Raw genomic sequence first — 14,434 nt, forward strand, 5'->3', positions numbered from 1 at the left:
GTGCCGAACTGGATCGACCGCCTGCGCCGCTGGGCGCTGCCTGCCCTGGCCGCTCTGGCCGTGGCCGGCTGCGCGCGCACCGAGCCGGGTGCCACCACCGTGCGCTTCTGGGCGATGGGCCGCGAAGCCGAAGTGGTCAGTGAACTGATCCACGAGTTCGAGGCCGAGAACCCCGGCATCAAGGTGGACGTACAGAACATTCCGTGGACCGCCGCGCATGAGAAGCTGTTGACGGCGTTCGCCGCCGATGGCCTGCCGGACGTGTGCCAGCTCGGCAACACCTGGGTGCCCGAGTTTGCCGAGCTCGATGCACTGACTCCGTTGCAGCCGTTCGTCGATCATTCCGCGGTGGTCGATGAGAAGGACTACTTCCAGGGCATCTGGGACACCAATGTTATCCATGGCGAGCTGGTTGGCGTGCCGTGGTACGTCGATACGCGCCTGATCTACTACCGCAAGGACCTGCTGGCCAAGGCCGGCTACGACCACCCGCCGCGTACCTGGGCGGAGTGGGACGAGCAGATGGCGGCGATCAAGCGCATGCAGGGTCCGAACCGTTACGCGGTGCTGATGCCGATCAACGAGTTCGAGCAGCAGTTGTCGCTGGCGCTGCAGCAGCCCGACCCGCTGCTGCGCGACGACGACACCCGCGGCAATTTCTCCAGCCCGGGGTTCCGTCGCACGCTGGCCTTCTACGCCAACATGTTCGAGCAGGGCTGGGCGCCGAAGATGTCCGAGACGCAGATCTCCAACGTCTGGGATGAGTTCTTCCGCGGCTTCAACGTGTTCTACATCTCCGGCCCCTGGAACATCCGCGAGTTCAAGAAGCTGCAGCCGAAGGAACTGGAAGGGCAGTGGGGTACCGCTGCACTGCCGGGCCCGGAGGGGCCGGGCGCGGGCATCGCCGGTGGCACCAGCCTGGTGATCTTCCGCAAGTCGCAGCAGAAGGAAGCCTCGTGGAAGCTGATCGAGTTCCTGTCGCGACCGGCGATCCAGGCGCGTTTCCACTCGATCATCGGCGACCTGCCGCCGCGCCGCAGCACCTGGAACGCGCCGTCGCTGGCCAACGATCCACTGGCCACTGCGTTCCGCGATCAGCTGGAGCGGGTCAAGCCGACGCCGAAGGTGCTCGAATGGGAGCGCATCGTGCAGGAGATGCGCATCGTCACCGAGCAGGTGGTGCGCGGTGGTCTGCCACAGGACAAGGCCGTGCAGGAACTGGACCAGCGCGTGGACAAGGTACTGGCCAAGCGCCGCTGGATGCATGAACAACAACGCCTGCAGCAGCGTGCGCCTTCGCCGCGTTCGAGCAGCGCCGTGGCCGCCGGGAGCGCGCAATGAAACGTACTTCGCTGGCCGGTTGGATCTTCGCTGGCCCCTCGCTGATCGTGCTGGGCGTGTTCTTCGGCCTGCCGGTGGCCTCGGCACTGGCGCTGAGCGTGACCGATTTCGACCTGTATGCGCTGGCTGACAGCAGCAACCTGCGTTTCGTCGGCCTGGGCAACTACATCGATCTGCTGCAGACGCCGATGTTCTGGAAGTCGCTGTGGAACACCACCTACTTCGTGTTGATCGGTGTGCCGTTGTCGATCGGCGTGTCGCTGGGCGCGGCGATGCTGCTCAACGCACCGGCGGCGCGCTTCAAGGCCCTGTTCCGCACCGCGCTGTTCGCCCCGGTGGTGACCACGCTGGTGGCGGTGGCGGTGATCTGGCGCTACCTGTTCCATACCAGCTACGGCCTGGTGAACTACGGGCTGGGCCACCTGGGCATCAGCCCGATCGACTGGCTGGGCGACCCCAACTGGGCGATGCCGACCATCATGCTGTTCGCCGTGTGGAAGAACTTCGGCTACAACATGGTGATCTTCCTGGCCGGCCTGCAGGCGATTCCGCATGATCTGTACGAGGCGGCGCGCATCGATGGCGCCTCGCGCTGGAAGCAGTTCCTGCACATCACCCTGCCGATGCTTGGCCCGGTGCTGCTGGTGGTTGGTGTGATCACCGTGTCCGGCTACTTCCAGCTGTTCGCCGAACCGTATGTCATGACCCGTGGCGACCCACTGCAGAGCACCGTCAGCGTGCTGTATTTCATGTTCGAGGAAGGCTTCAAGTGGTGGAACCTGGGGCGCGCCTCCGCGGTGGCGTTCCTGCTGTTCCTGATCATCCTGGCGGTGACCACCGTGATGCTGCGTTTCGGCCGCAAGAGGCAGTTGGTATGAGTCGTGAAATCGGCCAGTCGCGCTGGTACCCGTGGATGATCAATGGCGCCTTGCTGGTGCTGGCCCTGGTCAGCCTGGCACCGCTGTTGTGGATGCTCTCGGTTTCGTTCATGCCGCAGGGCGAGGCCAGTCATTTCCCGCCCCCGCTGTTGCCGTCGAGCGTCACCACGCACAACTATCATGAGCTGTTCGCGCGCACCGGCATGGGCGGTAACTTCGCCAACAGCCTGCTGGTGTCGCTGGGTATCACCCTCGGCTCGCTGCTGCTCAACACGATGGCCGGTTATGCGTTTGCCAAGCTGAACTTCGTCGGCCGTGATCGCCTGTTCCAGGTGCTGATGGCGGCGCTGGTGATCCCGGCGCAGGTGGCGATGCTGCCGCTGTTCCTGCTGATGAAGCAGCTGGGCCTGGTCAACAGCTTCGGCGGGGTGATCGTGCCGGCGCTGGCCAGCGTGTTCGGCATCTTCCTGGTGCGCCAGTACGCGCGCTCGATTCCGGACGAGCTGCTGGAAGCGGCGCGCATCGACGGGGCAGGGGAGCTGCGCATCTTCTTCCAGATCGTGCTGCCGATGCTCAAGCCGGTGCTGGTGACCCTGGCGATCTTCACCTTCATGGGCGCATGGAACGATTTCATGTGGCCGTTGATCGTGTTGACCGATCAGGAGCACTACACTTTGCCGGTGGCGCTGGCCACCCTCTCGCGCGAACACATCATGGACGTGGAAATGATGATGGCCGGCGCGGTGGTCACCGTGGTCCCGGTGCTGGCGCTGTTCCTGGTGCTGCAGCGGTACTACATCCAAGGTCTGTTGCTGGGGAGTGTGAAGGGATGAAGCGAGCGATCGCCGTTGGACTGGGCCTGTTGTGGACCTCCCTGGCGATCGCCGCACCACCGGCACTGCCGGCACCGAAGGTGCTGGACGACTTCGACGATATCGGTGCCTGGAAACTGGTGCTGTCCGACCAGGTCAGTGGTTCGCTGCGGCCGGTCAGTGGCGCTGGTGGCGGCCGCGCGCTGTGCCTGGACTACGACTTCCACAATGTCTCCGGCTACGTCGGCATCCGCCGTGCGTTGAACATCGAATACCCGGCCAATTACCGCTTCGGCTTCCAGCTGCGCGGTGATTCGCCGGGCAACGACCTGCAGTTCAAGTTGATCGATGCCAGCGGTGACAACGTCTGGTGGGTCAACCGTCCCGGTTACAGCTTCCCCAAGGCGTGGACGCCGGTCGAATACCGTCGCCGGCAGATCGACAAGGCGTGGGGGCCGTCACCCGACAAGGAGATGGCACGCAGTGCCGCCGTCGAGTTCACCATCTACAGCAAGGTCGGCGGTCGTGGCACCGTGTGCTTCGACAAGCTGACCCTGCAGGGCCTGCCGCCGCAGGATGATTCGGCACTGGTGCCATCGGTCATCGCCGACACCGCCACCGCGCTGCAGGACCGCATGATCGATGGCAAGAGCGATACGTTCTGGATCAGTGGTGGGGTCAAGCAGCAGACCATCAGCCTGGACCTGCACAAGAGCCGTGAGATCGGCGGTGCGGTGATCGACTGGCTGCCGAACCTGGAAGCCAACCGTTACACGGTGCGCACCTCCGAGGATGGTCGCGACTGGCGCACCGTGCGCGAGGTGACCAGTGGCGCCGGTGGCCGTGACTGGCTGGCGCTGCCGGATACCGATGCGCGCTACGTGCGCTTCGATCTGCAGGAAGGCCCGAACTGGCGCTATGGCATCCGTGACATCACGCTCAAGCCGCTGGCCTTCGCCGCCACGCCGAACGCATTCCTGTCCTCGGTGGCCGCCGACCTGCCACGCGGTTCGCTGCCGCGCGCCTATGTGGGCGAGCAGCCGTACTGGACCCTCCTTGGCCTGGACGGCGGCCAGGAACAGGCGCTGATCAGCGAGGACGGCGCACTGGAGCCGGCCAAGGGCAGCTTCAGCATCGAGCCGTTCATCCGTCTTGACGGCAAACTGCTGGACTGGTCGAAGGTGGCCATCACCCAGTCGCTGCAGGATCACTACCTGCCGATCGCCAACGTCGACTGGGTACACGAGAAAGCCGGCCTGGCCGTGACCAGTTTCGTACAGGGCACGCCGGAGCGTGCGCAGCTGATCGGTCGCTACCGTTTGAGCAACCCGGACAAGGTCGCGCACGAGTACACGCTGGCACTGGCGATCCGTCCGTGGCAGGTCAACCCGCCGACCCAGTTCCTCAGTACCGTCGGCGGGTTCAGCCGGATCGATGCGCTGGATGTCGGCGAGCAGCTGGTGCGCGTCAACGGCGAGCCGCGCATCTACCCGCTGCAGGTACCGGATGCGCGCTTCGCCAGCACGTTCGATGGCAAGCTCGATGCGATGCATCTGGCGTCTGGCAAGTACCCGTCCAGCACGGCGGTGAAGGACAGCACCGGCATGGCCTCCGGCGCGCTGCTGTACACATTCAAGCTGGAGCCGGGGCAGAGCCGCGAAGTGGCGGTAGTACTGCCGCAGACTGGCGGCTGGGCGCCACAGGCACTGGACGCGGCCAAGGCGCAGGCGCAGGTGGCCGAGCAGTGGCGGAAGAAGCTGGGCGTGGTCTCGCTGCAGGTGCCGGCCGCCGGCCAGGCACTGGTGGATACCCTGCGCACCGCCGTCGCACACATGCTGATCTCGCGGGTAGGTCCGCGCCTGCAGCCGGGTACGCGCTCGTACGCGCGCAGCTGGATACGCGATGGCGCGATGATTTCCGAAGGGCTGCTGCGCATGGGCCGCAGCGATGCGGTGCGCGACTACATCAACTGGTATGCGCCGTACCAGTTCGAGAACGGCAAGGTGCCGTGCTGCGTCGACGCACGCGGCAGCGATCCGGTGCCGGAGAACGACAGCCATGGCGAGCTGATCTACAGCATTGCCGAGTACGGGCGCTACACCGGCGACAGCACGTTCGCCGAACTGATGTGGCCGCATGTGCAGGGCGCCTACAACTACATGGAGCAGCTGCGCGCCAGTGAGCGCACCGAAGAGAACCGCGCGCGCAATCCGGCCTTCTACGGCATGATGCCGGCCTCGATCAGCCACGAGGGTTATTCGGCCAAGCCGATGCACTCGTACTGGGACAATTTCTGGGCCCTGCGGGGCTACAAGGATGCGGCGTTGCTGGCATCGCAGCTGGGCAAGGTCGAGGCGATGCAGATCGCCGAATCGCGGGACCAGTTCCGTGATGACCTGCAGGCCTCGTTGCTGTCGGCGATGCAGCAGCACAACATCGATTACCTGCCGGGCTCGGCCGAGCTGGGCGATTTCGATGCGACCTCGACCACCATCGCACTGGCCCCCGGCGGTGAGCAGGACCGCCTGCCGCAGCAGGCATTGGACGCGACGTTCGAGCGCTACTGGAAGGAATTCGTCGCCCGCCGCGATGGCAAGCGCGAGTGGAAGGACTACACGCCCTACGAGTGGCGCAACGTGGCCGCCTTCGTGCGCCTGGGCTGGCGTGATCGTGCCTGGCAGGCCACCGAGTTCTTCTTCAAGGACCGCGCGCCGCAGGCCTGGAACCAGTGGGCCGAAGTGGTTTCGCGTACGCCACGCAAGCCGTTCTTCGTCGGTGACCTGCCGCATGCCTGGGTAGCCTCGGACTTCGTGCGCTCGGCGCTGGACATGTTCGCCTACAACCGCGACATGGATGGTGCGCTGGTGCTGGCCGCCGGCATCCCTACGGCCTGGCTGCAGGGCGAAGGCATCGCCGTGCAGGGCCTGCGCACGCCGCAGGGCCAGCTCAACTACCGCCTGCAGCGCAGTGACAAGCAGCTGGTACTGGAGGTGCAGCCGGGCCTGGTGCCGCCGGTGGGCGGCGTGGTGCTGCCGTGGCCGTATGCCGGTGACCCGGGCGAGGCAACCATCAACGGCGAAGCGGCCCAATGGGTCAACAAGGAGCTGCACGTGCACCAGCTGCCGGCGCGGGTCGAGATCGACGTACCGAGCGCGGTGCGCCGCGCCGAACGCAAAGGACCGTAACGATGGCGCTACAGCGGTCGGGGGCGTGCATCCTGTTGCGCGCCCTGGGGCTGGCGATCGCGCTGGCCTTGCCCGGCGCTGCAGTGTCGGCTGCACCGCAGGTCAGGGCGGCACCGAACGAGGCAGTGGGTGCGCCCGGCATGAGCATGGTCACCTTCAACCTGCATCACGACCGTGAGGACTGGCCGCGCCGCCGCCGCACCATCCTGGCCGAGCTCAAGCGCCTGCAGCCCGATGCCATTGCCCTGCAGGAGGTGATCCAGCGCCGCACCGTGCGCAACCAGGCGCAGTGGCTGGCCAGCCAGCTCGGCTACACCTACGTTTTCGTGTCCACCGATGCGGTGGGGGCGGCCAAGCGGTACGGCAACGCGCTGCTGACCCGGCGCCCGGTCCTGGCCCGCGGCGATCACCTGCTGCAACCGCTGGATGACTATCGCACCGTTGCCCACTTGCGCATCGACGTGGACGGCAAGGCGGTCAACGTGTATGCCACGCATCTGAACGAGCGCAACGACGAGAGCGGCCAGCGTATTCGTCGCAGCCAGGTCGAGGATCTGCTGCGCTTCATCAGCGCAACCTCGGCCGGTGCGCCGGTGGTGATCGCCGGTGACTTCAATGCGCTGGTGGATGCCGGTGGCCTGAGCGAGCTGCGCAGCCACTACGGTGACAGCTACGGCAGCGTACATGTCAACACCGACCTGGCCGGGGTCAGCACGCTCAATCGACATTACTACCAGGCGCCGTTGCGGATCGACCACATCTTCTTCCAGCAGGACGAGATGGTTGCGCGTGAGGCAAAGCTGCTGTTCGATCAGCCCGACGACAGCGGCCGCTGGGCCTCGGACCACTACGGCGTGTGGGCCCGTCTTCAGTTCGCGCCCAAACCCTGACGCAGACACGCCTTGGTAGGTGCCAACCTGGGTTGGCACGAACAACCGCATCGACCAAGGTCGGCCACGACCCATCGCACAAACAAAAACGGCGGGGATCATCGATCCCCGCCGTTTCGCTTCTACGCGATCAAAAACCGATCAGTTCGCCGGCGGCGTGCGCTTGGCGGCTTCTTCGTCTTCGTCGTCGGCCTTGGCTTCGGCCGCCTGCGCTGCAGCGTCGGTGTGGCCATCGGCGACCGGGTCGATCGACGGCGCCACCACCGCTTCGGCGATCGGTGCCGCCGGTTCCACCGGGACGGCTTCCACCGCCACCAGGGCGAGCGGCTGCTCGGCGACCGGCGCGGCCTCGACCGGCTTGACCTCGACCACCGGCGCGGCTTCAACGGCCACCGGCTTCGATTCGATCACCGGCGCCGCTTCAACGACGGTCGGCTTTGCTTCGGCTGCCGGAGTGGCTTCAATAACTTCCGGCTTCGATTCCACCACTGGCTTCGATTCCACCACTGGCTTCGCTTCGACCGCCGGGGCAGCTTCAATCGCCACCGGCTTTGCTTCGACCGCCGGGGTGGCTTCAATCGCCACCGGCTTCGCTTCGACCGCCGGGGCGGCTTCAATCGCAACCGGCTTTGCTTCAACCACCGGGGTCGCCACGACCACCGGCTGGGCAGGCGTTGCGGCATCGATGGCATCGAGCATGCTGGTCTGCACCGGCGAAGATGCCGGTTCGGCCTTGGCGGCGGCTTCGACCGGGGCCTGTACTTCTGCTGCGACCGGAGTGGCGGCCTCGACCACGGCGCTGCTCACCACCGCGACCGGCGCGGCAACAACAGCAGCGGCGGCACGGACTGGCTTCCCGGCTTCGGCGGCGGTCGGCTCGGCTTCGTCATCGAAGTCGAATTCCGGTTGCGAACGGGCCGGCTGTACAACGGCGACCGGAGCGGTATCGACGGTGCCGTCGACGTTCAGTTCGGCACCCTCGATGTCATCGCCTTCGTCAGCGTCGTCCTGATCATCACCAAGGGCGTCGCCACCTGCTGCGTTCTCGGCGCCACCACGGCGACGGCGACGGCCACCACGACGGCCACGGCGACGGCGGGTCGCGCCTTCGCCAGCCTGCTCGCCGTTGGCGTCGATGGCAGCCTCTTCACCGGTCACGGCAACCACTTCGGCCTCGTTGCCGGCGTTGGCAACGGCGTCGACCGGTGCTGCGGCTTCAGCCGGCGCGGCGGCGGTCACCGACGCCACCGGCGCGGTGGCTTCCTGCGCTGTCACCGCATTGGCAACGACGGCGGTGGCGGCCACTGTGGCGACGGCTGCAACCTCAACCGGTGCTTCGGCCGACACTTCAGCGGCATTGCGCTGCGGCTTCTCGGTCGGCTTGTCGCCGTCCTGCTGCGGACGCGGCTGCCGGGGCTGCTTCAGCTTCGGCTGCTGCGGGTTCTGGCCCTGCTGCTCGTTGCGCGGCTTGTTCTGCTGCTGCGGCTGCTGCTGGCCATCCTTCTGCTGCGGCTCCTTCTGCTTGCCCTGCTGCTGCGGCTGCTGGGCGTTGCCGTTGTTGCCGTTGCGGCCGTCCTTGCGCTGCTCGCCACGATCCTTGCGGTTGCCACCATCCTTCTGCGGCTGGGCGTTGCCATTGCCGCCGTTGCCACGGTTGTCGTCGCGACGGTCCTTGCGGTCCTTGTTGCGATCCTTGTTGCGGTCCTTGCGGCCGCCGTCCTGCTGCTGGCGCGCAGCCGGGGCTGGCGGTGCCGCGGCCGGAGCCGGTTCGCCACCGAACACACGCTTGATCCAGCCGATCACGCCGCCGCTTGCTGCCGGCGCCGCCGGCGCTGCCACGACCGGAGCCGGGGCAACCGCTGCTGGCTCGGCTTCCTCGCGCACCGGGGCGGGCGAGGTGTGCTTGACCTGGGTCACCATCGGCGGCGGGATGTTCAGCTGGCCCTTGGTCAGCGCATGCACCGGCAGCTTGCGCGGGGTGCCGCGCTGGTAGCTGGGCTTGTTGCTGTCTTCACCCAGCTCGTTCTCACGCAGGCGGGTCACGGTGTAATGCGGGGTGTGCAGCTGCTCGTCGGCAACGATCACGATCGGCGCTTCATGGCGCTGCTCGATCTCGCGCAGGGCGCTGCGCTTCTCGTTCAACAGGTAATTGGCGATCTCCACCGGGGCCTGTACCAGCACCTGCCCGGTGTTCTCCTTCATCGCGTGTTCTTCGGCGACGCGGATGATCGACAACGACAGCGATTCGACGCTGCGCATGCGGCCGTGGCCGTCGCAACGCGGGCAGACGATCTGGCTGGATTCGCCCAGGCTCGGGCGCAGGCGCTGGCGGCTCATTTCCAGCAGGCCGAAGCGCGAGATACGGCCGACCTGCACGCGGGCACGGTCGTACTTCAGCGCGTGGGCCAGTCGGTTCTCGACTTCGCGCTGATGCTTGTTGGAGGCCATGTCGATGAAGTCGATCACCACCAGGCCGCCCAGATCGCGCAGGCGCAGCTGGCGGGCCACTTCCTCGGCCGCTTCCAGGTTGGTCTGGAACGCGGTGTCCTCGATGTCGCTGCCCTTGGTGGAGCGGGAGGAGTTCACGTCGACGGCGGTCAGTGCTTCGGTCTGGTCGACCACGATCGAGCCGCCCGACGGCAGGCGCACATTACGCTCGTAGGCGCCTTCGATCTGCGATTCGATCTGGAAGCGGTTGAACAGCGGAATGTCGTCCTTGTAATGCTTGAGCTTGCGCAGGGTCTGCGGCATCACCTGCTGCATGAACTCCTTGGCGTGCTCGTACATCTCCTCGGTGTCCACCAGGATCTCGCCGATATCGGCGCGCAGGTAGTCACGCAGGGCGCGCACGATCAGGCGCGATTCCTGGTAGATCAGGAACGGGGCCGGCTTGCTCAGTGCGGCTTCGGCGATGGCGCGCCACACGTTCAGAAGGTAGTCCAGATCCCACTGCAGCTCTTCCGCGTCGCGGCCGACGCCGGCGGTGCGGATGATGACGCCCATTTCGTCGGGGATGTTCAGCTTGTCCAGGGCGTCCTTCAGGGCGGCCCGGTCTTCACCCTCGATGCGACGGGAGACACCACCGGCGCTGGGCGAATTCGGCATCAGCACCATGTAGCGGCCGGCCAGGGAGATGAACGTGGTCAGGGCGGCGCCCTTGTTGCCACGCTCTTCCTTGTCGACCTGGACCACCACTTCCTGGCCTTCCTTGAGCAGCTCGCGGATGCCGGCCTTGTTGTGGTCGACCCCGGCCTGGAAGTAGTCGCGGGAGATTTCCTTCAGCGGCAGGAAGCCATGGCGGCCACCGCCGTACTCGACGAAGGCGGCTTCCAGCGAGGGCTCGACGCGGAAGATCCGGCCCTTGTAGATGTTGGACTTCTTCTGTTCCTTGGACGGCTGCTCGATGTCGATGTCATACAACGACTGGCCATCCACGATGGCAACACGCAGCTCTTCAGCCTGCGTGGCGTTGATCAGCATTCGCTTCATTGTTGCGTTCCTCGCAAGCGGCTACCGCGCGGAACGCCATGGGGTTTCGCCTCTGGACACGGCTCGCCGCCCATTCGCGCAAGCGCGGGGAGGGAGGCTTGGGTTTCCAGCGCTACGACACCACGGCAGGCCGCGGGAGCGCTTCACTCTTATGGGTTTTGGGTGTTACAAGGCCGCAGGCAGCTGTCAGCCAGGCTGGAGCGCCACGCGGGACATGTTCAGCACGGTTGCGTGTCAGGCATCCGGCGATGGCCGGGAAGGCCGGTGAGCCGCTAACATGGCCGCCCCGCGGGCGGTGGTCGCGCACTGTGCCGGATTCGTCGGGAGCTGGGCTTCTGGCCCTGAGTAACTTCCAACGAAATCAATCCCTTATCTCGCCCCCCGAGTGTAACAGAATAAACAGCCTGATGACTGCCCAAGACCCCACCAAGCCCGCTGGCGACAAGCCTTCCGTGCGCATGATCACCGTTCCCGACGACCGCGCCGGCCAACGCCTGGACAATTTCCTGCTCGGCCAGCTGAAGGGGGCCCCGCGCAGCCTGGTCTACAAGCTGGTGCGCAGTGGCCAGGTGCGGGTGAATGGCGGCCGTGCCAAGGCCGAACGCAAGCTGGAGGCGGGAGATGAGGTGCGTGTGCCACCGGTCCGTCTCAATGAAGAGGGCGACAAGGCCGGCCCGCCGGAGGCGTTCATGCGCCGCCTGGAGCAGGCCATCGTCTTCGAGGATGCCCGTCTGCTGGCCCTGAACAAGCCCTCGGGCGTTGCCAGTCATGGCGGCAGCGGCATCAGTTTCGGCGCCATCGAGACGCTGCGCGCGCTACGCCCGGGGCAGACCCTGGAACTGGTCCACCGGTTGGATCGCGACACCTCGGGCCTGCTGATCGTGGCCAAGAAGCGCTCGGCGCTGAGCGAGCTGCAGGCGCTGCTGCGCGAAGACCACGGCGCCGGCATCCGCAAGCGCTATCTGACCCTGCTGGCTGGGCGCATGCCCGACGGGGTGATGACGGTCGACGCGCCGTTGCACGTGGGGTTGCGCCAGGGTGGCGAGCGCCATGTGCAGGTCAACGCGATCGGCAAGGAATCGATCAGCCACTTCCGGGTGCTGGAACGCCGTGGCGGCCATTCCTACTGTGAGGTTCGCATCGAAACCGGGCGTACTCACCAGATCCGTGTGCATGCCCAGCACCTGGGGCATCCGGTCGCCGGTGACGACAAGTACGGCGATCCGGCGGTCAACAAGCGGCTTCGTGAGCAGATCGGGCTGAAGCGCCTGTTCCTGCATGCGGCCTCGCTGGAGTTCGCGCTGGATGCGGGCAAGACCCCTTATGTGTTGAACGCGCCGCTGGCCGATGAGCTGGTCGAGGCACTGGATCGGCTCCGCTGAGGGCGAAGGCGCCGGTCAATGTCGCCAGGCATGGCCTGGCGCTGCCTGGCTTCGGTAGATCCACGCCATGCGTGGATCCGCCCTTCGGGGGGCCTCACCACTTGAACAGCACCAGGCTGATCGCCAGCGTGCCCATGCCGGCCACCAGGCCATACACCGTCTCGTGACCCTTGGCGTAGCGCTTGGCCGCCGGCAGCAGCTCGTCCAGCGCCAGGAACACCATCACGCCGGCGATCAGCCCGAACACCCAGCCGAAGGTGGCGTGCGACAGCGAGCCGGACAGCAGCCAGTAGCCAAGCACGGCGCCCACCGGCTCGGCCAGGCCCGAGAGCAGGCTGGCGCTGAACGCGTAGAACTTGTTCTGGGTGGCGAAGTACACCGGCACCGCAATCGCGATGCCTTCGGGAATGTTGTGGATGGCGATGGCGAAGGCCAGTGGCATGCCCACCGAGGGGCTCTCCAGTGTCGCGAAGAAGGTCGCCAGCCCTTCCGGGAAATTGTGCGCGGTGATCGCGATCGAGGTCAGCAGGGCGACCCGCTTGAGGTATTCGCGGCTGTTCTCGCGGAACGCGGGGTCCTGCTTGTCCAGGCTGTCGTGCGGGTTGGGAATGAAGTGGTCGATCAGCACGATCACCACCACGCCCAGCAGGAAGGCCAGAGTGCCGTAGGTGAAGCCGGTGCGCTCGCCATAGGCCAGTGCGAACGACGCGATGGACTTGTTGAGGATCTCTGACAGCGACACGTAGACCATGGCGCCACCGGCAAAGGCCAGCCCGAACGCCAGCAGGCGCGGGTTGGGGCGTCGCGAGAACAGCACCAGCAGGCTGCCGATGGCGGTCGCCAGGCCGGCCGCGAGAGTGACCGCCAGTGCGATCCAGATGTTTTCGGGGGGAATCTGCAGCATGTACCGACGCGATCCTGATCAACAGACAACCGCCCCGGACGAAGCCGGGGCGGCGAGGGCGAGGCGGGCGTCGGCTGGCCTCGTCGGGGTATGCGCGATCAGCCGCCGCGGCGCAGGCGTTCTTCGATGGCGAAGCACTGGTCCGGCTTCGGTTGCGGCGGATTGAAGCTGATCGGCACCTGGATGGTGGCCGGCACCGGCTGGCCGTTGCGGGTGGCGGCATTGAAGTGCCAGCCCTGCACGGCGGTCCTGGCCAGCTCATCCAGCTGCGGATTGCCGGCGCCGGTAAGCAGGGCAACCTCGCTCGGCTTGCCGTCGGTGCCGATGGTCACCTTGAAGGTGCTGGTGCCACCCACGCCCATGCAGGCCAGTTCAAGCGGGTACTGCGGCGGCGGGGTCTTCACCGCGGCCACTTCGGTCGGCGGCGGCGGTGGCGGGGCCGGCGGCTCGGAGGGGCCACAGCCGGCCAGGCCGGTCGCAGCGATCAGGGACAGGCTCAGCAAACGTACGTTCATGGCAGTTGCTCCGTCAGGGCCGAAGTCTTCGCCGCGCAGATGAAGTCGTTCTCGCTCAGGCCGCCCACATCGTGGGTGGAAAAGCGCACGACCGCGCGGTCGTAATGCACGCCCAGGTCCGGATGGTGGTCCTCGCGGTGGGCGATCCAGGCCAGCGCGTTCACGAAGGCCATGGTGGCGTAGTAGTCCTTGAAGCGGAAGGTGCGCAACAGGGCCTGGCCACCCTCGCTCAGCTCCCAGCCGGGAATCTGCGGCAGCAGCTCGGCCAGGCGGGCCTCACCAAGCTTGTGGTCGCTGCCTTTGCGCGGCACGCAACTGGCCTGGGCCAGTGGAATCAGGTCGGCCATGGGAATCTCCACCTCGTGTTGACTGAACAATGCGCCGGACGGTGTATAAATCGAATGAGCGGCTGACGCTTACTTGGCTAGAATAGCCTGATGATCCAGATCTCCGACACTGCCCAGACCCATTTCCGCAAGCTGATCGAACGCGAGGGCGTGCCCGGCATGGGCGTGCGCCTGAGCGCAGTCGATCCCGGTACCCCGCGCGCCGATGCCCGGCTGGAGTTCGCCGAGCCGGCTGAACTGCTCGGCGACGAGTGGGCGGTGGACTGCGATGGCTTCACGCTCTACGTCGATGCCGGCAGCGTCGGCTGGCTTGATGGCGCCGAGATCGACATCGTCGCCGGTACCGCTGGTGCCCAGCAGCTGACCATCAAGGCGCCGCGCATCAAGGGCGAAGCGCCTGGCGATGCCGCTTCGCTGGTCGAACGCGTGCACTGGGTGGTGGAAAACGAAATCAATCCGCAGCTGGCTTCGCATGGCGGCAAGGTGGCCGTGCAGGAAGTCTCGGCCGAAGGCGTGGTGCTGCTGCGCTTCGGCGGCGGCTGCCAGGGCTGCGGCATGGCCGACGTGACGCTCAAGCAAGGCATCGAGAAAACCCTGATGGGCCGTGTGCCGGGCGTGACCGCCGTGCGTGACGCGACCGACCACGACAGCGGCCATGCGCCGTACATCCCTCGCGGCAACGCCGCCTGAT

11 protein-coding genes are annotated in these 14,434 nt (G+C 66.4%); 7 read left to right on the plus strand and 4 right to left on the minus strand.

Annotated features, from left to right (window positions below; all coding sequences use genetic code 11):
• The 5 genes from ABH900_RS17105 to ABH900_RS17125 are packed head-to-tail and all read left to right on the plus strand — an operon-like array spanning position 1 to position 7,106.
• Entirely contained in the window at positions 1-1,341 is a 1,341-nt protein-coding gene (locus ABH900_RS17105) for a sugar ABC transporter substrate-binding protein (protein ID WP_429624381.1), read from the plus strand.
• Positions 1,338-2,219 (plus strand): carbohydrate ABC transporter permease, encoded by an 882-nt coding sequence (locus ABH900_RS17110; protein ID WP_005410323.1) that lies wholly within the window; start codon positions 1,338-1,340, stop codon positions 2,217-2,219. Before ABH900_RS17105 ends, ABH900_RS17110 begins: the two co-directional genes overlap by 4 nt.
• Positions 2,216-3,052 (plus strand): carbohydrate ABC transporter permease, encoded by an 837-nt coding sequence (locus ABH900_RS17115; protein WP_429624327.1) that lies wholly within the window; start codon positions 2,216-2,218, stop codon positions 3,050-3,052. The genes ABH900_RS17110 and ABH900_RS17115 overlap by 4 nt, the downstream gene beginning before the upstream one ends.
• Positions 3,049-6,216, plus strand: a complete 3,168-nt coding sequence (locus tag ABH900_RS17120; RefSeq protein ID WP_429624328.1) for a discoidin domain-containing protein — start codon at positions 3,049-3,051, stop codon at positions 6,214-6,216. Before ABH900_RS17115 ends, ABH900_RS17120 begins: the two co-directional genes overlap by 4 nt.
• Before the next feature lie 2 nt (positions 6,217-6,218).
• Positions 6,219-7,106 (plus strand): endonuclease/exonuclease/phosphatase family protein, encoded by an 888-nt coding sequence (locus ABH900_RS17125; RefSeq protein WP_429624329.1) that lies wholly within the window; start codon positions 6,219-6,221, stop codon positions 7,104-7,106.
• A gap of 141 nt (positions 7,107-7,247) precedes the next feature.
• Here ABH900_RS17125 and ABH900_RS17130 read toward each other — a convergent pair whose 3' ends face one another.
• The gene (locus tag ABH900_RS17130; RefSeq protein ID WP_429624330.1) at positions 7,248-10,595 is read right to left on the minus strand and encodes an Rne/Rng family ribonuclease; all 3,348 of its coding nucleotides are present in this window, start codon (positions 10,593-10,595) and stop codon (positions 7,248-7,250) included.
• 407 nt (positions 10,596-11,002) lie between these two features.
• Here ABH900_RS17130 and ABH900_RS17135 point away from each other — a divergent pair, with 407 nt between their 5' ends.
• Positions 11,003-11,977, plus strand: a complete 975-nt coding sequence (locus ABH900_RS17135; protein WP_429624331.1) for an RluA family pseudouridine synthase — start codon at positions 11,003-11,005, stop codon at positions 11,975-11,977.
• Positions 11,978-12,071: 94 nt separating this feature from the next.
• Here the strand turns inward: ABH900_RS17135 and zupT are convergent, their stop codons facing one another.
• From zupT to ABH900_RS17150, 3 genes are all read right to left on the minus strand, one after another.
• Positions 12,072-12,881 (minus strand): zinc transporter ZupT, encoded by an 810-nt coding sequence (gene zupT / locus ABH900_RS17140; RefSeq protein WP_429624332.1) that lies wholly within the window; start codon positions 12,879-12,881, stop codon positions 12,072-12,074.
• 98 nt (positions 12,882-12,979) lie between these two features.
• Positions 12,980-13,396: an energy transducer TonB gene (locus ABH900_RS17145; RefSeq protein WP_429624333.1), complete on the minus strand. Its 417-nt coding sequence runs from the start codon at positions 13,394-13,396 to the stop codon at positions 12,980-12,982.
• Positions 13,393-13,743: a 4a-hydroxytetrahydrobiopterin dehydratase gene (locus tag ABH900_RS17150; protein ID WP_429624334.1), complete on the minus strand. Its 351-nt coding sequence runs from the start codon at positions 13,741-13,743 to the stop codon at positions 13,393-13,395. Before ABH900_RS17150 ends, ABH900_RS17145 begins: the two co-directional genes overlap by 4 nt.
• A 90-nt stretch (positions 13,744-13,833) precedes the next feature.
• Here ABH900_RS17150 and ABH900_RS17155 point away from each other — a divergent pair, with 90 nt between their 5' ends.
• A complete protein-coding gene (locus tag ABH900_RS17155; protein ID WP_429624335.1) occupies positions 13,834-14,433 on the plus strand; it encodes an NfuA family Fe-S biogenesis protein in 600 nt (199 codons plus the stop codon).
• The last annotated feature ends 1 nt before the right edge of the window (position 14,434 follow it).

The organism is Stenotrophomonas sp. AN71 (assembly GCF_050435725.1).
Taxonomy (GTDB): Bacteria; Pseudomonadota; Gammaproteobacteria; order Xanthomonadales; family Xanthomonadaceae; genus Stenotrophomonas.